Here is a 21022-nt window from a genome sequence, read left to right as displayed (position 1 = left end):
TCCCACACGCGCACAGGGCGGTTCATGTTCAAGACCATCGAGTCCGAGATACTCAAGCAAAGCGTCCCGGCCGGGATCAGGGCCGAATTCCTCCAGCACGATTTCGAGCGACTCCACGGGCTCAGCCTGCTGATCTTTGCCGTGAGCGCCGCCATGTGGCTGCTCTTCGACCTCATCGTCAGCTTCCAGGCCGGCCAGGGTTTCACCTACGTCTCGGTGCTCTTCCTCGGTGTGTTCTTCCTCATCACCGTGGTGGCCAGCTTCGTACGCAAGGCGGTGCACTTCTACTGGCTCAACCTGGCCTTCGTCATCACCTTCAGCCTCGGCGCACGCCTGGTGATCGACGGCTTGCCGGAGCCACTGCGCCCTGCCTGGCTGGTGATCGCGGCCGCCACGGTGCTCTACAGTGCCACCGCGATGCCGCTGAACAATCTCGCCTTCTATTCCGTGCTGGTAGTGACCTGGACCTTCCTCAACCCGCTACTGGGCGATGTGCCGGCCCTGGACGCGCGGCGCAGCATGCTGGTCTGCTACCCGCTGTTCATCAGCGCGCTCTCGGTCTACATCTTCCACCACCTGAGCAAGGCCAAGCTGTACAACTACGCCATGGCCAGACTGCTGCTGGACCAGGCCTACCTCGACGTGCTCACCGGCATCCCCAATCGCCGCTCCTTCATGACCCGCGTCGGCCAGCGCCTGGGAAACGACGGTGAACAGCGCTACCTGGTGATGATCGACATCGACCACTTCAAGCGGGTCAACGACACCTACGGCCATGACATCGGCGACGAAGTGCTGACCCGCGTCGCGCGCGCCATCCAGCATGAAATGCAGGACTTCGAATTCGCCCGCCTGGGCGGCGAAGAGTTCGGCCTGTACCTGTGGGGGATCAGCGTGGAGGAGGCTCAGTCACGGGTCGAGCAGTTGCGCCGCGTGACCGCCGAGCTGCCCGGCACGCCCAGCGTCACCATCAGCCTGGGGCTGGCCCATCTCACCGCCGACGGCACCCTCAGCCAGGCGCTGATCAAGGCCGACCAGGCCCTGTACGACGCCAAGCACAACGGGCGCAACCGGGTGACCTATTCGCCCTGATGACCACCCCGGGCAGAAACGAAAAAGGCCCGCAGATGCGGGCCTTGGCGTACTGGTGTCCCGGAGAGGGGTCGAACCTCCAACCTTCCCCTTAGGAGGGGGACGCTCTATCCAATTGAGCTACCGGGACAATCGGGTCGGCATGTTAACCACCGACAAGCGATTTGTCATGCCGCCGCCACCGTCGCGGTCCATAATTTCGCCGTCAGCCGGAGAATCACCATGACCACAGACGACGGCGCCCTGCCCGATTCCCCTTTCGCTACCTTCGATGTGCGCGTCGCCACGGCCGATGATGCGGCGGCGCTTGCTCCGCTGCTGCAGCAACTGGGTGCGCGTGACCCACTGCCCGACACCGCTTTGCTCGCCCTCGCCCTGAGCGACCGGCAACCGTCACGAGTGACACTGATCGCCGAGCGCGACGGAGCCTTGCTCGGCACTTGCACGCTGCACCTGATCGAACACATCGCCCACGGTTTCGCCCGCTCGGCAATCCTCGAGGACATGGTGGTGGACAGCCGCGCACGCGGCCAGGGCATCGGCCAGGCGCTGATCGGCCGGGCCGTGGAATGGGCGCGGGACTGGAAGTGCTACAAGCTGGCGCTCTCCAGCCACCAGGACCGGGAAATGGCGCACCGCTTCTATGCCGCGATGGGCTTCGCGCCCCACGGCGTCAGCCTGTCGCTGAGCCTGGACTGACCTCAGCTGGCCTGGGCATCCGGCGGGGCGAGCAGGTCCAGCAGGTGGCCCACCGTGACATCCAGGGACACCGAGTTGTCCAGTTCCACCAGCGGCCCGGGCAGGCCATCGGCGAAGTGCGCATTGCGCGCCAGGCGCTCCTCGATTTCCGCCAGCGTCTCCCGCCCACGCTGGAGCAGGCGCTGGCGCAGCACCTCGGAATCGACCTTCAGCAGCACTGCGATCAGTCGCGGATAGCGACGACGGGCCTCGGGCAGGTACTTGCGCGAGCCATTGACCAGCACGTCATGGCCGGCGGCAAGCCAGGTGTCTATCTCGCGGGGAATGCCGTAGTGCAAGCCATTGGCGCGCCAGCTCATGGCGAAGGCGCCGGAGCGCTCCAGCTCGGTGAATTCGTCGACGCTCACCGAATGCGCTTCTTCACCGCGTGCCTCTGCAGAACGGGTGATGACGCGCCGGACGATCCGGCAATCCATCGCGGCCAGCGGAACGCTGGCGGCCTGCAATACGCTGTCCTTGCCGGAACCCGAAGGGCCCATCAGGAAAATCAGTCTGCCTGGGGTCATGAAACTCTCGGTGCGCCGGCGGCTCGGCGCTACTTCAATTCTGATCCGCGGGGCGGATAATACTCCGAGCCTTGTGCGATATCAGTGAAATCCCGATATCGATGCCTGCCCTCCGCCACCGCTCCTGACTCTCCACCCAGCGCTGTGCCATCATGGCAATCCGCGACGAAGTGCCCTCATCAGGCTGCCCAACGGCAGGCAGGCGCACGGTACACATCGACTACGCTGACTGGAACGGGCACTTCGCCAGCTTTCCCTTCAATTCCCATCCAAAGAAGGGTCTGCCTAGGCGGTCTCATTTCGGACGATTGGTGCTGGCATTTAGCCTTCACCCGAGACACAATATGCCGAAGGTTTGACGTCAAGTTATTGGATATTTTTTCAAAAGCTTTGACGACGCGCTGAACGGCCACTGGAAATCGCTGTCAAAGGGCCTGAACGAACGCTGACCCATGGCATCGGCCTCCCTGACTTACAGGTTTAAAGTATGCGCCCATTGAAACAGGCAACCCCCACCTACTCCAGCCGTACCGCTGACAAGTTCGTCGTACGTCTGCCCGAAGGCATGCGTGAGCGTATCGCCGACGTCGCTCGCAGCCACCATCGCAGCATGAACTCCGAGATCATCGCGCGTCTCGAACAGAGCCTGCTGCAGGAAGGTGCGCTGCAGGACAACCTGGGCATCCGCCTGGACAGCCCGGAACTCAGCCTGCACGAACGCGAACTGCTGCAACGCTTCCGCCAACTGACCCATCGTCAGCAGAACGCACTGATCGCCCTGATCGCGCACGATGCCGAGATGGCACAGAACGACGCCTGATTCGTTCGCGACACCCGAAACAGCCGGCCTTGAGCCGGCTTTTTCATGCCCGCGATTTACCGGTGCCGCATAACCACAGGCACAAAAAAGCCGCCTCGCGGGCGGCCTTTTCGGCAGGGCTGGCGTTACATCAGGAACAGCGTGGCTAGCCCAAGGAAGATGAAGAAGCCGCCGCTGTCGGTCATGGCGGTGATCATCACGCTGGAGCCCATGGCCGGGTCGCGACCCAGGCGCAGCAGCGTCATCGGGATCAACACACCCATCAGCGCGGCGAGCAGCAGGTTGAGCGTCATGGCGCCGGTCATGACCGCACCCAGCTCCCAGTTGCCGTACAGGTAGAAGGCGACCAGACCGATCACTCCACCCCATACCAGGCCGTTCACCAGCGCTACGCCAAGCTCCTTGCGCAGCAGGCGGTTGGCACTGCTGGTCTGGATCTGATCCAGTGCCATGGCGCGGACAATCATGGTGATGGTCTGGTTGCCGGAGTTGCCACCGATGCCGGCCACGATGGGCATCAGCGCGGCCAGCGCCACCAGCTTCTCGATGGAGCCTTCGAACAGGCCGATCACCCGCGAGGCGATGAAGGCGGTGACCAGGTTGGTGGCCAGCCACGCCCAGCGGTTGCCGACCGACTTCCAGACCGAGGCGAAGATGTCTTCTTCCTCGCGCAGACCGGCCATGTTCAGGACTTCGCTTTCGCTTTCCTCACGGATCAGGTCGACCATCTCGTCGATGGTCAGACGGCCGATGAGCTTGCCGTTCTTGTCCACCACAGGGGCGGAAATCAGGTCGTAACGTTCGAACGCCTGGGCGGCGTCATAGCCGTCCTCGTCGGGGGTGAAAGTCACCGGATCGGTGGCCATGACTTCGGCCACGTCCTTGTCCGGATCGTTCACCAGCAGGCGCTTGATCGGCAGCACGCCCTTGAGCACGCCGTCGTAGTCGACCACGAAGAGTTTGTCGGTATGGCCCGGCAGCTCCTTCAGTCGACGCAGGTAGCGCAGCACCACTTCCAGGCTGACGTCGTCGCGGATGGTGACCATCTCGAAGTCCATCAGCGCGCCGACCTGGTCTTCCTCGTAGGACAGCGCCGAACGCACACGCTCGCGTTGCTGCTGGTCGAGGCTTTCCATCAGCTCGTGGACCACATCGCGCGGCAGTTCCGGCGCGAGGTCCGCGAGTTCGTCGGCGTCCATGTCCCTGGCCGCAGCGAGGATCTCGTGATCGTCCATGTCGGCGATCAGGGTCTCTCGTACGGAGTCGGAGACTTCGAGGAGGATGTCGCCGTCGCGCTCGGCCTTGACCAGCTGCCAGACCGTCAGGCGGTCATCCAGCGGAAGGGATTCGAGAATGTGGGCGATGTCGGCCGGGTGCAGCTCTTCCAGCTTGCGCTGGAGTTCCGCCAGGTTCTGGCGGTGCACGAAGTTTTCGACGAGGTCTTGATGCTGGCCTTCCTGACGATGCGTCAGGTCTTCCACCAGCTTGTGCTTGTGCAGCAGGTCGACCACCTGGTTGAGGCGGTCCTGCAGGCTTTCCTGCGGCTTTTTGGCTTCTACTTCGGTCATAGCACGCTCCACCCCCAGTGGCAGAACGGGCCAGAGGGGATCAATACATCAGGTCGTGTGTACGCAATCGGGGTTCTGAGTAACTACTGGGTAAGTCCATGGTGGTGTCCCATGCGCCCATCGAGGGCAGATGCGGGAAATGATAACACTCCGGGGTGTATTAGGCGTTACAAAATGGCGGCCAGAACAATCGCTTGCGGGCGAAAGTTCACTGGCGAATCACTGCCCGGTTCGACGCCCGAAAGCTCCCACAGGACACCCGGCTCCGACTGACAATTTCCACTCCTAGGCTGCAGGCAGGCCCGCCATCACGGAGGAAACCATGCGCCTGTCCGCCCTGCTCTGCTCACTCCTGATTCCACTGGTTCCGACCAGTGAGGCAACCTCGGTGTTCCGCTGCACTGCGGCCGACGGCAGCGTGCTGTTCAGTCAGTATGGCTGCCCCGCGGAAAGGCAGCAGGAAATCCAGGAAGCGAACAACCCCACGCCCGGCAGCGGCGAGCCGGTGCCGATGGCGATCCCGCAGGAGTCCGCCCCACAGAAGCCGCTGGCGCGCAGTAAAGGCCAGGGCAAGGAAGCCGAGCGCGAGTCCGTCGTGGTCGTTGGTGAACAGCAGAACGGCTGCGGCAACCGCGTCACCGGCAGCGCACGACGCAAGGCGATCATCGAGGGGCGCGTGAGGACGGGAATGACGCGCAGCGACGTGGAGAGCGCCCTCGGGCGGCCGGACAGGACCAGCCAGCACAACGAGACGCTGCGCTATCACTACGAGGCGGACAAGAAGCACGGTGCACGCACCGTGACCTTCGATGAGGATGGTTGCGTGATGGGCAAGGCGAAGCGCTGATTACGCTGCCCATGTTTTTCGAGTGGAAAGTTTTTTGAAGGCAAAGAAAAAGGGCCTGCATTACTGCAGGCCCTTTTGTATATGGCGCACTCAGGAGGATTCGAACCTCCGACCGCTCGGTTCGTAGCCGAGTACTCTATCCAGCTGAGCTATGAGTGCGTCGTTGGTAAAGTTTAACCAGATTCACCAACTGGTTGCAGCTAATGGCTTTTCAGCCCTTTCGCCACTGAAGCCCCGCTCTCGCGTTGCCTCGTATATGGCGCACTCAGGAGGATTCGAACCTCCGACCGCTCGGTTCGTAGCCGAGTACTCTATCCAGCTGAGCTATGAGTGCGCTGATGAGGGCGCAAATTCTAGGGCGATTTTTCTGACCTGTCAACAAGATTTTTCAATCTTTTCAGTCACTTACGTAACCGGACAACTCATCGCACCAGAGGATGCAATGGCGGAGAGGGGGGGATTCGAACCCCCGACACCCTTTTGAGGTGTACTCCCTTAGCAGGGGAGCGCCTTCGGCCACTCGGCCACCTCTCCGCAACACGGGGCGCATGATATCCATGTTTTCCCCGTTTGCAAAGAAAAATTTTAGAAAAATTAATGGTTTGGTTCTTGGTCTTTCTCTTTCTGGATGCGCTGGTAGATTTCCTCACGGTGCACGGCAACTTCCTTCGGCGCATTCACACCGATACGCACCTGATTGCCTTTGACGCCCAGTACAGTCACGGTGACGTCATCACCGACCATCAGGGTCTCTCCGACCCGGCGTGTCAGAATCAGCATTCCTTTCTCCTTACGTGTTACGGGATAAGCAGTCTGCAAAAAAAGAAATGGTGGCAGATTCGTATAGATCAAGTGCGCGAATCCTTCACCCAAGTATTGACCAGTCCTGCCGGAAAGAAAGTTCCTGTCAGACAGTCAAAAACGACAAAAGGCGCGGGGTAGCCGCGCCTTTCGGTATATCCCGCCTTACTCGCCCTGTCGGGCCGGGGCGTCGAGTTCGAAAGCGGTGTGCAGGGCACGGACCGCCAACTCGAGGTATTTCTCTTCGATGACCACGGAAACCTTGATTTCCGAGGTGGAGATCATCTGGATGTTGATGGTCTCCTTGGCCAGGGCTTCGAACATGCGGCTGGCGACACCGGCGTGGGACCGCATGCCGACACCGACGATGGAAACCTTGGCGATGTTGGTGTCGCCAGTGGCTTCGCGCGCACCGATGGTGGTGGCGGTCTGCTTGAGGATTTCCAGGGCAGCCTGGTAGTCGTTGCGGTGCACGGTGAAGGTGAAGTCGGTGGTGTTATCGTGCGCGACGTTCTGCACGATCATGTCGACTTCTACATTGGCGGCACTGATCGGGCCGAGAATCTTGAAAGCAACGCCGGGGGTATCCGGTACGCCACGGATGGTCAGCTTGGCTTCGTCGCGGTTGAAGGCGATGCCGGAGATGATCGGCTGTTCCATGGATTCCTCTTCATCAAGGGTAATGAGGGTGCCCGGACCCTCCTGGAAGCTGTGCAGCACGCGCAGCGGGACGTTGTACTTGCCGGCGAATTCCACCGAGCGGATCTGCAGCACCTTGGAACCGAGGCTGGCCATTTCCAGCATCTCTTCGAAGGTGATCTTGTCCAGGCGACGCGCCTGCGGCACGACGCGCGGGTCGGTGGTATAGACGCCATCGACATCGGTGTAGATCTGGCACTCGTCGGCCTTCAGTGCCGCCGCCAGAGCTACGCCGGTAGTGTCGGAACCGCCACGGCCGAGGGTAGTGATGTTGCCCTGCTCGTCCACACCCTGGAAGCCGGCGACCACGACTACGCGGCCTGCTTTCAGATCTGCGCGAATGTTCGCATCGTCGATGCTCAGGATACGCGCCTTGGTGTGGGAACTGTCGGTCAGGATACGGACCTGGTTACCGGTGTAGGAAACCGCCGGCACGCCGCGCTTCATCAGCGCCATGCTCAGCAGGGCGATGGTCACTTGTTCGCCGGTGGAGACCATCACATCCAGCTCGCGCGGAATGGGCTGGTCCATGATCTGTTTCGCCAGACCAATCAGGCGGTTGGTCTCGCCGCTCATGGCGGACACCACCACGACGATGTCGTCGCCCGCTTCACGGAATTTCTTCACCTTCTCGGCTACCTGCTCGATTCTCTCGACGGTGCCGACGGAGGTCCCTCCAAACTTCTGTACGATCAAAGCCATTTCAAAAGCCGCCTGATTCCTGAAGGGCGCCCATTAAACATGCATCACCGCATGCTGCCAAGGCCCGCCGGACGCGCTGCGGGCCCCGTATTTCAGGGCCTTTAGAGGCCCTGTTCGACAAATTTCACTGCCAGCGCCAGAGCTTCGTCCAGCTTGCCGGCATCGACGCCACCGCCCTGGGCCATGTCCGGGCGACCACCGCCCTTCCCGCCCACTGCCGCAGCGGCCTGCTTCATCAGATCGCCCGCTTTCAGCCTGGCGGTCAGGTCCTGGGTCACGCCGGCAACCAGCACGACCTTCTCTTCGAACACGCCGCCCAGCAGGATCACGCCGCTGCCCAGCTTGTTCTTCAGTTGGTCGACCAGCGCCAGCAGCGCCTTGCCGTCCAGGCCATCAAGGCGCGAGGACAGTACCTTCACGCCACCGACGTCCACGGCAGAGCCCGCCAGATCGTCGCCGGCAGCGCTGGCAGCTTTGGCCTTCAGCTGTTCCAGCTCTTTCTCCAGCTGACGGTTGCGCTCGATCAGGCCGGAGAGCTTGTCCAGCAGGTTGTCGCGGCTGCCCTTGACCAGGCCGGCCGCTTCCTTGAGCTGCTCTTCGGCGCCGTTGAGGTAGGCCAGTGCAGCGCCGCCGGTGACTGCTTCGATACGGCGCACGCCGGAAGCCACACCGCCTTCGCTGGTGATCTTGAACAGGCCGATGTCACCGGTGCGGGACACGTGGGTGCCGCCGCACAGTTCGACGGAGAACTTGCCGCCCATGCTCAGCACGCGCACCTGATCACCGTACTTCTCGCCGAACAGCGCCATGGCGCCCTTGTTCTTGGCGGACTCGATGTCGGTCTCTTCGGTCTCGACCTCGGAGTTCTTGCGGATTTCGCTGTTGACGATGTCTTCCAGCTGCTTCAGTTGCTCGGGCTTGATAGCCTCGAAGTGGCTGAAGTCGAAACGCAGGCGCTGGCTGTCGACCAGCGAGCCCTTCTGCTGAACGTGATCGCCCAGCACCTGGCGCAGCGCGGCGTGCAGCAGGTGGGTAGCGGAGTGGTTCAGCGCAGTGGCCTGGCGCACGCCAGGCGCGACCTCGGCCTTCACGGCAGCGCCAACGGTCAGGCTGCCCTGGGCAACCACACCGTGGTGCAGGTGAGCGCCGCCAGCCTTGGTGGTGTCGCGCACGTCGAAGCGCACGCCGGCAGCCTCAAGGAAACCGCTGTCGCCAACCTGGCCGCCCGACTCGGCGTAGAACGGAGTCTGGTCGAGGACGACCACGCCCTCCTCGCCTTCACCCAGCTGCTCGACGGCCTTGCCGTCCTTGAACAGGGCGATGATCTGGCCGGCGCCGGAAACGCCCTGGTAGCCGAGGAAGCGGGTGTCGCCATCCACTTTCACCAGGCTGTTGTAGTCCATGCCGAAGGCGCTCGCGGAGCGGGCACGCTCGCGCTGGGCCTCCATCTCGCGCTCGAAGCCTTCCTCATCGAGGGTCAGGCTGCGCTCGCGGGCGATGTCGTTGGTCAGGTCCACCGGGAAGCCATAGGTGTCGTACAGCTTGAACACCACGTTGCCGGGGATGACGCTGCCCTTGAGCTCGGACAGGTCCTGCTCGAGGATCTTCAGGCCCTGCTCCAGGGTCTTGGCGAACTGCTCTTCCTCGGTCTTGAGCACGCGCTCGATGTGCGCCTGCTGCTGCTTGAGCTCGACGAAGGCCTCGCCCATCTCGCCGACGAGGGCGGAGACGATCTTGTGGAAGAAGGTGCCCTTGGCGCCCAGCTTATTACCGTGGCGGCAGGCGCGACGTATGATGCGGCGCAGCACGTAGCCACGGCCTTCGTTGGACGGCAGCACGCCGTCGGCGATCAGGAAGCCGCAGGAACGGATGTGGTCGGCAACGACTTTCAGCGACGGCGCGTCGTCGTTGGCGCAGCCGATGGCGTCGGCCGAAGCCTTCAGCAGGCTCTGGAACAGGTCGATCTCGTAGTTCGAGTGGACGTGCTGCAACACGGCGCTGATGCGCTCAAGGCCCATGCCGGTGTCCACGCTCGGCGCCGGCAGCGGGTGCATGACGCCGTCCGCGGTGCGGTTGAACTGCATGAAGACGTTGTTCCAGATCTCGATGTAGCGGTCGCCGTCTTCTTCCGGCGAGCCGGGCGGGCCGCCCCAGATGTCGGCGCCGTGGTCGAAGAAGATCTCGGTGCACGGGCCGCACGGACCGGTGTCGCCCATCGCCCAGAAGTTGTCCGAAGCGTAGGGAGCGCCCTTGTTGTCGCCGATGCGGACCATGCGCTCGGCGGGAATGCCGACTTCCTGGGTCCAGATGTCGTACGCCTCGTCATCGCTGGCATAGACGGTGACCCAGAGCTTTTCCTTGGGCAGGTTCAGCCACTTGTCCGAGGTCAGGAATTCCCAGGCGTAGGTGATCGCGTCGCGCTTGAAATAGTCGCCGAAGCTGAAGTTGCCCAGCATTTCGAAGAAGGTGTGGTGGCGCGCGGTGTAACCGACGTTTTCCAGGTCGTTGTGCTTGCCGCCGGCACGCACGCACTTCTGGCTGGTGGTGGCGCGGGTGTAGGCGCGCTTTTCCAGGCCCAGGAAGCAATCCTTGAACTGGTTCATGCCTGCGTTGGTGAACAGCAGGGTCGGGTCGTTCGCGGGGATCAGCGAACTGGACGCTACGCGGGTGTGCCCCTTCTCTTCGAAGAAGCGGAGGAAGGCTTCACGGATTTCAGCGCTTTTCATAGGTTCTTCCACGGAAAAATGCGGCCACGAATCGCCGGCAAAGGGCCGCATTATATCGGCCCCGCATCAAGGTTGTAGTGTCTTTGCGCGATAGTTAACCCCTATCGCGCAATAATTTCTGTCAGGAACGACGAAAGGCGGCAAAAGCTTCGACGATACGCGGGATATCGGCGTTTTTCACATCCAGGTGGGTGACCAGCCGCAGGCGCGCCGCCGGGCTGACGCGAATGCCGCGTTCGGCCAGGTGCTCGCCCAGCGCGCCGGCCTGCTCGCCGATGCCGACGTAGACCATGTTGGTCTGCACCGGCTCGATGGCGTAGCCCAGTTCAGCCAGGCCACGGCCCAGCGCTTCGGCGTTGGCGTGGTCCTCGGCCAGGCGCTCGACCTGATGGTCCAGCGCATACAGCGCCGCCGCCGCGAGGCCACCGGCCTGACGCATGCCGCCGCCGACCATCTTGCGCAGGCGACGCGCGCGGCCGATCAACTCGGCATCGCCGCAGAGCACCGACCCCACCGGCGCGCCAAGGCCCTTGGACAAGCAAACAGAAACGGAGTCGAAGTGGCGGGTGATCTCGCTGGCATCAACGCCCAGCTTCACTGCCGCGTTGTACAGGCGCGCGCCGTCCAGGTGCAGCGCCAGGCCACGGCGGCGGGTCATTTCCCGTGCAGCGGCCAGATAGGTCAGCGGCAGGACCTTGCCCTGCATGGTGTTTTCCAGCGCCAGCAGGCGAGTGCGGGCGAAGTGGAAATCGTCCTGCTTTATTGCCGCCTCGACCTTGGCCAGGTCCAGCGAGCCGTCGGCTTCGCCATCAATGGGTTGCGGCTGGATCGAGCCCAGGACCGCGGCACCGCCGCCTTCATATTTATAGGTGTGCGCCTGCTGGCCGACGATGTACTCGTCGCCCCGGCCGCAATGGGCCATCAGGCCAAGCAGGTTACTCATGGTGCCAGTGGGCACGAACAGCGCGGCGGCGAAGCCCAGGCGCTCGGCCAGGGTCGCTTCCAGGCGGTTCACCGTCGGGTCTTCGCCGTAGACGTCATCGCCCAGCTCGGCCCGCGCCATCGCCTCGCGCATGCCGGCGGTGGGCAGGGTCACGGTGTCGCTGCGAAGGTCGATGATGGACATGGCAAGGCTCCTCGGGCATCAGGCTCAAAGGGCCGATGCTAAGCGCTCGCCAGAGGGGAAACAAGGCGCGCGATGGGCGCGCGCCGGGGAGATCAGAGCTCGGTGGGAATGACCAGGATGCCGGCGCGCAGGCCGTTCTTCACCCGCGGGTTGGGGAAGATGATCCGCGCGCCCTGCTCTTCCACGATCCAGCGGGTGCCGCCGATGTCCTCGGCGAGCAGGAAGCCGTGGTCCAGCTCGGTGAAATTGTCCACCGCGTCGTCCAGGTGCAGGCGGAAGTGGTCGCTGTGCTTGATCACTTCGCGGGAGACCGCGAACAGTTGCAGGCCGTCGAGCTGTGCGCCGTCCGCTTCCTGGCCGCTGATCACGCCCTGCAGCATCGCTTCGAGGCGATCCAGGTTCACCGCCTGGTTCTGCCCGAACGGCCGCGCCTTGCCCAGTTCCAGGGTGAACGCCTCGGCGCCGAGCTGGCTGTAGGTGTAGGCGCTGAAGGTGATGCCCGGCTTGCTTTGCAGCAGCACCGCATCGATGCCGGCGCTGCGCAGGCGCGCCAGCTCGTCGCGGGAGTGCTCGCGACCGCTGGCCCAGGGGTAGAGCGCGAACTGCTCGATCTTCGAACCCCGGATGGCCGTGTGCAGGTCGTAGTGCAGGCGCGGGCGGCCCTCACGGGCGAAGAACGCGGCAGCCAGACGCTCCAGCTCCGACGCACGCAAGGCCTCGTTGCCGCTGCCCTCCTCGTGGCGACCGCAGAACAGGCGGTTGATGTCCTGTTCCAGGTAACGCTCGCCACGGCGCATGGCCTCGGGATTGCCGAGCAGGAACAGCACCCGCGACGCCGGCTTCAGCTCGCCACGGGCGATGCGGTGCACCAGTCGGTCGAGCAGTTCGATGGGGGCTGTCTCGTTGCCGTGGATACCTGCCGAGAGCAGCAGGTCGCGGCCATTGTCGCGCGCCACCGGCGGAGTGACTTCGAGGGCGCCTTCAGCCAGCCAGTGCAGACGGGTGCCGTCCGCGGTGAGCTGAATCTTTTCCGTCGGCTCACGGCCGGCGAGGGTCAGTTCGAGCAGTTTGCCCAGAGCTAGCATGCGGACGCCTCCATCATTCCCCGCGGCCGGAGCGGCCACGGACTCCGCGATCAGTGGTGATGGTCACATCCACAGTCTGGACCATGTTCGTGGACTTCGGCGGCTTCCAGCTCGAGGCTCAGGCCCAACTGGTTCACCGCCTGCGGGCGCACCACCAGCAGCGGGATCTCGGCGTCGTCCTCATGGGAGTCGGCGTAGATCGTAAGGCCGCCCTTGCCGTCGGCCTCCAGCCACAGCTCGCGCCCTTCCAGGCGGATGGCCAGGCGCGCGGTGTGGGTCTCGCGGCGCTCGCCCTTGTTGTCTTCGAGAATCAGCGGGAGGCTTTCGGTCATGTCAGTTACTCAAATCTGCTGGAAGGGATAAACCGAGCCCAGTTTAAGGATCTGGCTCAATTCATCCAACGCCGTCCGGCACTCGACGAGCAGTTGCGGATCGGCCAGGTCGGTTTCGGCCAGGCGATCGCGGTAATGCTTGTCGACCCAGGTGACCAGGGTGTCGTGCAGGGTCGGCGTCATGATCACGCCCGGATTGACCGCAGCCAACTCGGCGTCGCTGAGCGCCACGCGCAGGCGCAGGCAGGCGGGGCCGCCGCCGTTCTGCATGCTCTGCTTGAGGTCGAACACCTTCACCTCGCGGATCGGGCCGTCCTCGGCGGTCAGACGCGAGAGGTATTGCCACACGCGCTCGTTCTTGCGGCACTCCTCCGGGACGATCAGCAGCATGTTGCCGTCGGCACGGGTGAGCAGTTGGCTGTTGAACAGGTAGGACTTCACCGCGTCCTCGACGGTGACCTGATCGCGCGGCACGCACACGGCGCGGAAGCGACCGCCACGGCGCCCCAGCTTGTCGTGCAGCTCGGCAAGCACGCGCTCGGTGTCGAGGAAGGCGTCTTCGTGGTGGAACAGCACTTCGCCATTACCGACCGCAATCACGTCGTTGTGGAACACGCCCTGGTCGATCACCGCCGGGTTCTGCTGGGCGTAGACCACGCCGTCATCGCTCAGGCCGTGCAGGCGGGCAACCGCCTGGCAGGCTTCCAGGGTCTGCCGCGCCGGGTAGCGCTGCGGCGCCGGGAAGCGGCTGTCGAAGGCGCTGCGACCGAACACGAAGAACTCGACACCGGCCTCGCCATAGGATTTGCAGAAACGCGTGTGGTTGGCCGCGCCCTCGTCGCCGAACTGGGCGACCGCCGGCAGCGCGGCGTGGTGGGCGAAGTGCTGCTCGTCATTGAACATCGCCGCGAGGATACGGCTGGTCTGCGGATGCTCGATGGAGCGGTGGAACTTGCAGTTCAGGTTGGCGGCGGTGAAGTGCACGCGGCCATCGGCCGTGTCGGCACCGGGGCTGACGGTGGCGGCGTTGGCGGTCCACATGCAGGACGCCGAGCTGACGGCGGCGAGCAGCGGCATGGCCTCTTTCGCCGCCCTGGCGATCACTTCGGCGTCGCTGCCGGAGAAGCCCAGGGCGCGCAGCGAGGCAACGGCCGGACGCTCCTGCGGGGCGAACACGCCCTGCTTGAAGCCCATCTCCATCAGCGCCTTCATCTTCGACAGGCCCTGCTTCGCCGCTTCGCGCGGGTTGGACGCGGCCTGGCTGTTGCTCTGCGAGGCGACGTTGCCGTAGGACAGGCCGCCGTAGTTGTGCGTCGGCCCGACCAGACCATCGAAGTTCATTTCATAGGCAGTCATCACAGGCTCACTCCCGGAGTCAGGGTTGCAGGCAGGCTCAGGCTGTCGCTTTCCAGCGAGGCGACCGGGTACGCGCAGTAGTCGGCTGCGTAGTAGGCGCTCGGGCGGTGGTTGCCGGAGGCGCCGATGCCGCCGAACGGCGCGCTGCTGGCGGCGCCGGTCAGTTGCTTGTTCCAGTTGACGATGCCGGCGCGGCTCTCGATGAGGAAGTCCTCGTAGCGCTCGCGGGAATCCGACAGCAGGCCGGCGGCGAGGCCGTACTGGGTGGCGTTGGCTTCACGCACGGCGGCGTCGAAATCGGCATAGCGGATCACTTGCAGCAGCGGGCCGAAGAACTCTTCGTCCGGGCGCTCGCTGACGGCGCTAACGTCGAGGATGCCGGGAGTCAGCAGCGCGGCGGTGGCCAGCGGCTGGGTCATCGCCAGCAGCGGCTTGGCGCCCTTGGCCAGCAGTTGTTCCTGGGCCTTGATCAGGTGCTGCGCGGCGGCCAGCGAGATCACCGAGCCCATGAAGGGCGCCGGCTGCTCGTCGAAGGCGCCGACCTTGATGGTCGCGGCCACGGCCACCAGGCGCTCGATCAGCGCGTCGCCCCAGGCGCCCTGCGGTACCAGCAGGCGGCGGGCGCAGGTGCAGCGCTGGCCGGCGGAAATGAAGGCGGACTGGATGATGGTGTAGACGGCAGCATCCACGTCCTTCACTTCGTCGACGATCAGCGGGTTATTGCCGCCCATTTCCAGCGCCAGGATTTTCTGCGGGCGACCGCCGAACTGGCTGTGCAGCAGGTTGCCGGTGCGGCTGGAGCCGGTGAAGAACAGGCCATCGATGTCGTCATTGCCCGCCAGAGCCACGCCGGTATCGCGGGCGCCCTGCACCAGGTTGATCACACCAGAGGCAATGCCCGACTGGATCCAGGCCTGCAGGGTCAGCTCGGCGACCTTGGGAGTCAGCTCGCTGGGCTTGAACACCACGGCATTGCCGGCCAGCAGGGCCGGCACGATGTGGCCGTTGGGCAGGTGGCCGGGGAAGTTGTACGGGCCGAACACGGCGACCACGCCATGGGGCTTGTGGCGCAGCACGGCGGTGGCGTCGGCCAGCGGGCCGCTCTTCTCGCCGGTACGCTCACGGAAGGCCTGGACCGAGATGGCAACCTTGTTGACCATGCTGGTCACTTCGGTGGCAGCTTCCCACAACGGCTTGCCGGTTTCCTCGCCGATGGCACGGGCCAGCTCCTCGGAACGGCCCTTGAGGGCAGCGGCAAAGCGCTCCAGCACGGCGATGCGCTCTTCCACCGGGCGACGGGCCCAGGCCGGGAAGGCATTGCGCGCGGCGGCGACGGCGGCAGCGACTTGCGACTCGGAAGCGGCGCGGCCGGACCAGACTACGTTCTGGCTGACCGGACACAGCGATTCCAGAGGCTCGCCTTCGCCCGCCAGCCACTGGCCGGCAATGTAGTGGGTATTCATCATCAGGCTCCCCTGACGCCGGGCGGCGTCAGTTGCGTTTTCCGGAGAGGGGCACCGCGCGGACCGAGGCCCCGGCGGACAGGCGCAGGCGCTTGGCGGTCTGCGCATCGACCACCAGTGAGCCAGCGGCCACGCGCGCCGGGGCCGCGGTGATACGGCACTCCTCGCGCTTGCGGTTGTGGATCAGGTAAGGCTCGGCGTCGTCGCCCGGCGTGCCGATCGCCAGCACCAGGTTCTGGCTGTCGGCAATGGCGCGGACCTTCTCGGTCGGCGCCTCGATGGCCGGGCCGGCGTCGAAGATGTCGACGTAGCCCTGATAGCTGAAGCCCTCGGCCTTGAGCATGGCCAGCGCCGGCTCGGTATCGGAGTGCACGCGGCCGATCACCGAGCGTGCCTCTTCCGAGAGGAAGCAGGTATAGAGAGGGAACTTGGGCATCAGTTCAGCGATGAAGGCCTTGTTGCCCACGCCGGTCAGGTAGTCGGCCTGGCTGAACTCCATCTTGAAGAAGTGCCGGCCCAGGCTTTCCCAGAACGGCGAACGCCCGGCGGCATCGGACATGCCGCGCATCTCGGCGATCACCTTGTCACCGAACAGCTCGCGGAACTCGGCGATGAACAGGAAGCGCGCCTTGGACAGCAGGCGACCGTTCAGGCCGGCGCGATGATCGGCATGCAGGAACAGCGAGCACAGTTCGGACTGCCCGGTGAGGTCGTTGGCCAGGAACAGCGTGGGAATCTCGCGATGGATGCCCAGCTCCTGGGAGGCGCTGACGGTGAGGCCGACACGGTAGTTGTACCAGGGCTCGCGCAGGCCGACGGCGCCGGCCACAGCGGAGATGCCGACGACCTTGCCTTCGTCGTTCTCCAGCACGAACAGGTAGTCGGCATCGGCGCGCTCGGCTTCGCCGCGGAAGGCCTTCTCGGCCCAGCTCACACGGTGCTGCAGGCGCTGCTCGTTGGCCGGCAGCGTGGTCAGGCCGGTGCCGGTGCTGCGCGCCAGGTCAAACAGAGCCGGCAGGTCGGCACTGGTTACGGGACGGACGATCATGCTCTCTCCCCTCAGATCGCAACCAGGCGCACGCTGGCGCCCTCGCCGATGCCCAGGGCATCGGCGGTTTCCTGATTCAGGGTGACGGGCTTGCCCGGCACCCAGTCGAGTTCGGCGACAATGGCGCGGAAATCCTGCAGCTGGCCGTTGGTGACGAGGTAACCACGGTTACCCTTGCCGCCCTCGCCAATACGCACCGGCACCTGCCGGCTCTGCGCGATGGAGCGGATGTTCGAGGTGCGCGCATGCAGCGCCGGGCCGCCATCGAAGATGTCCACGTAGTTCTCGGACTCGAAGCCGTCGCGCATCAGGATGTCGAAGGTGATCTGCGCACGCGGATGCACCTGGCCCATCGCCTCCTGCGCCTCGTCTGGCAGCAGCGGCACATAGATCGGGTAGTGCGGCATCAGCTCGGCGAGGAAGGTGCGGCTCTTCAGCCCGGAAAGCTTCTCGGCCTCGGTGTAGTCGAGGTCGAAGAAGTTGCGACCGATGGCGTTCCAGAACGGCGACTGGCCCTGATCGTCGCTGTAGCCGACGATCTCCACGACCACCGCATCGGCGAAGCGCTCCGGATGGCTGGCCATGAACAGCAGGCGGCCACGGGAGTTGAGCTCGGCGATCGGCGTGTTCACCAGGTCGCGCTCGACGTAGAAGCTGGTCAGCAGGCTGTTGCCGGTGAGGTCATGGCACAGCGAGAGGACGTGGATCTTGTTGTGGATCTTCAGCTCGCGGGAAGCGTGCACGAAGGTCTCGTTGCGGAAGCTGTAGAACGGCTCGGAGAAACCGGCCGAGGCGACAATGGCCGAGCAGCCGACGAGGCGGCCGGTCTCACTGTCCTCGAGCACGAAGAAGTAGCTCTCTTCACCGTTGAAGCTCACTTCGGCGGTAAACGAAGCCTCCGAGGCAAGTATCTTCTCGCGCAGGCGTTCCGCGTCGTCCGGCAGCGACGTGACGCCGACCGGGCTGTCCGCGGCGAGACGCTGCACTTGCTGCAGGTCGGCCACTTGGGCGGGGCGCATCACCAGCATGGCGTCACTCCTCTAACCAGACAAAAATTGTGATTCTTGGTTGATGAATCATGGGCGCGACACGGCCTGTGCCGCGCACATAGGGGCATTCGAAGAACCGGCCGGGACGATCCGACCGGTTGAGCGGCGAGGCGCGGGCCCCGCCGGTTCAGCGTAGCCGGGGGATCAGCCGCGGGTCAGCTTGGCGATGGCGCGCTCGAGGCGATCCAGGCCTTCGTCGATGTCCGCGTCCGGGATCACCAGGCTGGGGGCGAAGCGCACCACGTCCGGGCCGGCCTGCAGGACCATCACGCCTTCCTTCTCGGCAGCGTTGAGCACGTCCTTGGCCTTGCCCTTGAAGGCATCGTTGAGCACCGCGCCGATCAGCATGCCCATGCCGCGGACCTGGGTGAAGATGCCGTACTCGGCGGCGATCTTTTCCAGGCGGACCTTGAAGCGCTCATGCTTGGCCTTCACGCCTTCGAGCACTTCCGGGGTATTGATTACGTCGAAGGCCGCGCCGGCGACCGCGCACGCCAGCGGGTTGCCGCCGTAGGTGGTGCCGTGGGTGCCGACGACCAGGTGCTCGGCGATCTTCGCGGTGGTCAGCATGGCGCCGATCGGGAAGCCGCCACCCAGGCCCTTGGCGCTGGAGAGGATGTCCGGGTTCACGCCGTAGTACTGGTGGGCGTAGAGGTAGCCGATACGACCGAAGCCGCTCTGCACTTCATCGAAGATCAGCAGCGCGTTGTTCTCGTCGCACAGCTTGCGCACGCCTTCCAGGTAGGCCTGGTCGGCCGGCAGCACGCCGCTCTCGCCCTGCACCGGTTCGATGATAACGGCGCAGGTCTTGTCGGAGATGGCCGCCTTCAGGGCTTCCAGGTCGTTGAACGGGATGTGGGTGATGCCTTCGACCTTCGGGCCGAAACCATCGGAGTACTTGGCCTGGCCACCGACATTGACGGTGAACAGGGTACGCCCGTGGAAGCTGTTGACCATCGAGATGATCTCGTACTTCTCGGGGCCGTAGACGTCGTGGGCGTAGCGGCGCGCCAGCTTCAGCGCGGCCTCGTTGGCCTCGGCGCCGGAGTTGGCGAAGAACACGCGCTCAGCGAAGGTGGCGTCGATCAGCTTCTTGGCCAGGCGCAAGGCCGGCTCGTTGGTGAAGACGTTGGAGACGTGCCAGATCTTGCCGGCCTGCTCGGTCAGCGCCTGCATCAGCGCCGGATGGGTGTGACCCAGGGAGCTGACCGCGATGCCGCCAGCGAAGTCCACCAGCTCTCGGCCGCTCTGATCCCAGACTCGGGAACCCTCGCCACGCACCGGAATGAAGGCAGCCGGCGAATAGTTGGGAACCATGACCTGGTCGAAGTCGGAGCGTTGGACCTGAGCTTGCGGAGCGGACATCGGTGTTCTCCTGCCTGGTTGAGGCGGCTATCGATGAATGGATTGTAGGGACGAACAGCGGGCCGTCATTGCCGCCATGCGACAACTTGTTATAGCGCCAACCCGCGAATTGCCGAGGCTTACGGAAATGCGACAGAAAGCGTCGGGAAGGCGCAGTGTAAGGCCTGCGGCCTGCTGCGGGTACAAGGAGGCGTGGAATTTGTTCGCTGCGCGAACGGGGGAAAAAGGAATAAGGCAGGAAGGGGTTTTTATGCAGAAGCAAGGGGGCGCCTGGCCCTTGCTCGCCAACTGCGCAACAAGAAAGTATCAGGTAAACCTTGTAGGGCGGATAACGCGCTAGCGTTATCCGCCGTGACCGCCTCGGCGGATAACCTGTTCCAGGTTATTCGCCCTACGCTCCCCGTGCCAGCTACCGAAGGATGGATACATGCTGATCAACGGAATCGAATACCGAATTCAATTCGCTTCGGACGTCAATCCACGAGATGGACTGGGGCTAGAGTGCTGGGCCGATAACGTGCCGATACTGGAGATTTTCCGGGACGACAGGAATCAGCGCTACGTCGTGAATCTGTTTCAGCAAGATGTTCCGCTGGAAATCCTCGAAGCACTCATACCTACGGCCAGGAAGGAGTTGGGCGATTTCATGCCGTAGGTTGCATCAGCTGCGCTCGGTGGCGACCGGCGCGGCTTCGGCGGCGCCCTGGCCGCGGCGCTGGTTGCGATCTTCGCGCGGGGTCACGCCAAAGAAGTTGCGGTAGGCGCTGGAGAAGTGCGGACCGCTGGAGAAGCCGCAGGACAGGCCGATCTGGATGATCGACTTGCTGGTCTGCATGAGCATCTGCCGCGCGCGGTTCAGGCGCAGCTCCAGGTAGTACTGGCTGGGCACGCGGGTCAGGTACTGCTTGAAGATGCGCTCCAGCTGGCGGCGCGAGACGCACACGTGCTGGGCGATCTCGTCGGTGGTCAGCGGCTCCTCGATGTTCGCCTCCATCAGCAGCACCGCCTGGGTGAGCTTCGGGTGACTGGAGCCCAGGCGGTTCTTCAGCGGGATGCGCTGGCGTTCGGAACCTTCGCGGATGCGCTCCACCACCAGCTCTTCGGAGACTGCGCCCGCCAGCTCCGCACCATGGTCGCGGGACAGCACGGCCAGCAGCAGATCGAGCACCGCCATGCCGCCGCAAGCACTGAGTCGATCACGGTCCCACTCGAACAGGTGGTTGGTGGCGATGACCTTGGGGTAACGCTCGGTGAAATCGTCGTGCCAGCGCCAGTGCACAGCGGCGCGGTAACCGTCGAGCAGGCCCAGCTGCGCCAGCGGGTAGATACCGGCGGACAATGCTCCGATGCTCACGCCGCTGCGCGACAATTGCTTGAGTACGGCAGACAGTGGCGCGGGGACCGTCTGCGGAATCTCGTCGGCGACCAGGAATATCCGCTGGCACTGCTCCAGCACACCGTTCCAGGCCTGCCCCGGCAGGCGCCAGCCATCGGCCTCGGCCACCGGTTCGGCGCTCATGAAGACCGGTTCGTAGAGCGCTTCGGGGTGCAGTCGGCGGGCGACCCGCAGAGCCTCCTCGGCCAGACCGAGGGTCAGCGCCCGCGTGTGCGGCCAGAGGAGGAATCCGATGCGTTGTGCGGTCATGCGATCAGGTCACCAGGCGACTGTAACGGACAG

The 21022-nt window shown here is 64.3% G+C and carries 19 protein-coding genes and 4 tRNA genes; 5 read left to right on the top strand and 18 right to left on the bottom strand.

Annotated elements, in window-relative coordinates; genetic code table 11:
• Positions 1-24 precede the first annotated feature (24 nt).
• On the top strand, positions 25-1092 hold the full coding sequence (locus IB261_RS08700) for a GGDEF domain-containing protein (protein ID WP_151186385.1): 1068 nt from the start codon (positions 25-27) through the stop codon (positions 1090-1092).
• A 53-nt stretch (positions 1093-1145) separates the two neighbouring features.
• Here IB261_RS08700 and IB261_RS08695 read toward each other — a convergent pair.
• A tRNA-Arg gene (locus tag IB261_RS08695) sits at positions 1146-1222 on the bottom strand.
• 92 nt (positions 1223-1314) lie between these two features.
• On the opposite strand from IB261_RS08695, the gene IB261_RS08690 reads away from it, so the two are divergent.
• Complete coding sequence (locus IB261_RS08690; RefSeq protein WP_192210147.1) at positions 1315-1791, top strand: GNAT family N-acetyltransferase; 477 nt, start codon at positions 1315-1317, stop codon at positions 1789-1791.
• Between the two features lie 2 nt (positions 1792-1793).
• Here IB261_RS08690 and phnN read toward each other — a convergent pair whose 3' ends face one another.
• Entirely contained in the window at positions 1794-2357 is a 564-nt protein-coding gene (phnN, locus tag IB261_RS08685; protein WP_192224964.1) for a phosphonate metabolism protein/1,5-bisphosphokinase (PRPP-forming) PhnN, read from the bottom strand.
• 487 nt (positions 2358-2844) lie between these two features.
• On the opposite strand from phnN, the gene amrZ reads away from it, so the two are divergent.
• Complete coding sequence (amrZ, locus tag IB261_RS08680; RefSeq protein WP_017517196.1) at positions 2845-3177, top strand: transcriptional regulator AmrZ; 333 nt, start codon at positions 2845-2847, stop codon at positions 3175-3177.
• Between the two features lie 125 nt (positions 3178-3302).
• On the opposite strand, the gene mgtE is transcribed toward amrZ, so the two are convergent.
• The gene (gene mgtE / locus IB261_RS08675; protein WP_081517981.1) at positions 3303-4745 is read right to left on the bottom strand and encodes a magnesium transporter; all 1443 of its coding nucleotides are present in this window, start codon (positions 4743-4745) and stop codon (positions 3303-3305) included.
• Positions 4746-5067: 322 nt separating this feature from the next.
• Here mgtE and bamE point away from each other — a divergent pair, with 322 nt between their 5' ends.
• Positions 5068-5592: an outer membrane protein assembly factor BamE domain-containing protein gene (gene bamE, locus IB261_RS08670; protein ID WP_192382001.1), complete on the top strand. Its 525-nt coding sequence runs from the start codon at positions 5068-5070 to the stop codon at positions 5590-5592.
• A gap of 82 nt (positions 5593-5674) precedes the next feature.
• Here the strand turns inward: bamE and IB261_RS08665 are convergent.
• The 14 genes from IB261_RS08665 to IB261_RS08600 all read right to left on the bottom strand — a co-directional run bounded on the left by IB261_RS08665 (position 5675) and on the right by IB261_RS08600 (position 19344).
• Positions 5675-5751: transfer RNA gene (locus IB261_RS08665), tRNA-Arg, on the bottom strand.
• Between the two features lie 98 nt (positions 5752-5849).
• Positions 5850-5926, bottom strand: a tRNA-Arg gene (locus IB261_RS08660).
• Between the two features lie 109 nt (positions 5927-6035).
• Positions 6036-6126 (bottom strand) — tRNA-Ser (locus tag IB261_RS08655).
• Between the two features lie 60 nt (positions 6127-6186).
• A complete protein-coding gene (csrA, locus tag IB261_RS08650) occupies positions 6187-6372 on the bottom strand; it encodes a carbon storage regulator CsrA (protein WP_003085981.1) in 186 nt (61 codons plus the stop codon).
• A gap of 186 nt (positions 6373-6558) precedes the next feature.
• Entirely contained in the window at positions 6559-7794 is a 1236-nt protein-coding gene (locus tag IB261_RS08645) for an aspartate kinase (protein ID WP_081517979.1), read from the bottom strand.
• A 101-nt stretch (positions 7795-7895) separates the two neighbouring features.
• Positions 7896-10520, bottom strand: coding sequence for an alanine--tRNA ligase (alaS, locus tag IB261_RS08640; RefSeq protein ID WP_192210141.1), 2625 nt, complete (start codon positions 10518-10520; stop codon positions 7896-7898).
• A gap of 121 nt (positions 10521-10641) precedes the next feature.
• On the bottom strand, positions 10642-11646 hold the full coding sequence (gene ltaE, locus IB261_RS08635; protein ID WP_192210139.1) for a low-specificity L-threonine aldolase: 1005 nt from the start codon (positions 11644-11646) through the stop codon (positions 10642-10644).
• A 92-nt stretch (positions 11647-11738) separates the two neighbouring features.
• Positions 11739-12731, bottom strand: a complete 993-nt coding sequence (astE, locus tag IB261_RS08630) for a succinylglutamate desuccinylase (protein WP_081517976.1) — start codon at positions 12729-12731, stop codon at positions 11739-11741.
• Positions 12732-12781: 50 nt separating this feature from the next.
• On the bottom strand, positions 12782-13063 hold the full coding sequence (locus IB261_RS08625) for a GTPase (RefSeq protein WP_026078911.1): 282 nt from the start codon (positions 13061-13063) through the stop codon (positions 12782-12784).
• Positions 13064-13072: 9 nt separating this feature from the next.
• Positions 13073-14419 carry an N-succinylarginine dihydrolase gene (astB, locus tag IB261_RS08620; RefSeq protein WP_081517975.1) on the bottom strand — a complete coding sequence of 449 codons (1347 nt, stop codon included), beginning with the start codon at positions 14417-14419 and terminating at the stop codon, positions 13073-13075.
• The gene (gene astD, locus IB261_RS08615; protein WP_192381999.1) at positions 14419-15885 is read right to left on the bottom strand and encodes a succinylglutamate-semialdehyde dehydrogenase; all 1467 of its coding nucleotides are present in this window, start codon (positions 15883-15885) and stop codon (positions 14419-14421) included. The genes astB and astD overlap by 1 nt, the downstream gene beginning before the upstream one ends.
• A gap of 25 nt (positions 15886-15910) precedes the next feature.
• A complete protein-coding gene (aruG, locus tag IB261_RS08610; RefSeq protein ID WP_081517973.1) occupies positions 15911-16930 on the bottom strand; it encodes an arginine N-succinyltransferase in 1020 nt (339 codons plus the stop codon).
• Positions 16931-16941: 11 nt separating this feature from the next.
• A complete protein-coding gene (gene aruF, locus IB261_RS08605) occupies positions 16942-17958 on the bottom strand; it encodes an arginine/ornithine succinyltransferase subunit alpha (protein ID WP_081517972.1) in 1017 nt (338 codons plus the stop codon).
• 165 nt (positions 17959-18123) lie between these two features.
• Entirely contained in the window at positions 18124-19344 is a 1221-nt protein-coding gene (locus IB261_RS08600) for an aspartate aminotransferase family protein (protein WP_081517971.1), read from the bottom strand.
• Between the two features lie 427 nt (positions 19345-19771).
• Between IB261_RS08600 and IB261_RS08595 the strand changes: the two genes are divergently transcribed.
• Positions 19772-19999: a hypothetical protein gene (locus IB261_RS08595; RefSeq protein ID WP_151186377.1), complete on the top strand. Its 228-nt coding sequence runs from the start codon at positions 19772-19774 to the stop codon at positions 19997-19999.
• A gap of 6 nt (positions 20000-20005) precedes the next feature.
• Here the strand turns inward: IB261_RS08595 and argR are convergent, their stop codons facing one another.
• Positions 20006-20989, bottom strand: coding sequence for a transcriptional regulator ArgR (gene argR / locus IB261_RS08590; RefSeq protein ID WP_192381997.1), 984 nt, complete (start codon positions 20987-20989; stop codon positions 20006-20008).
• Between the last annotated feature and the right edge of the window lie 33 nt (positions 20990-21022).

The sequence above is a fragment of the Pseudomonas sp. PDM20 genome (assembly GCF_014852575.3).
GTDB lineage: Bacteria > Pseudomonadota > Gammaproteobacteria > Pseudomonadales > Pseudomonadaceae > Pseudomonas.
Note: the sequence above shows the minus strand (reverse complement) of the source record. Positions and strands in the feature narration are given on the sequence as shown.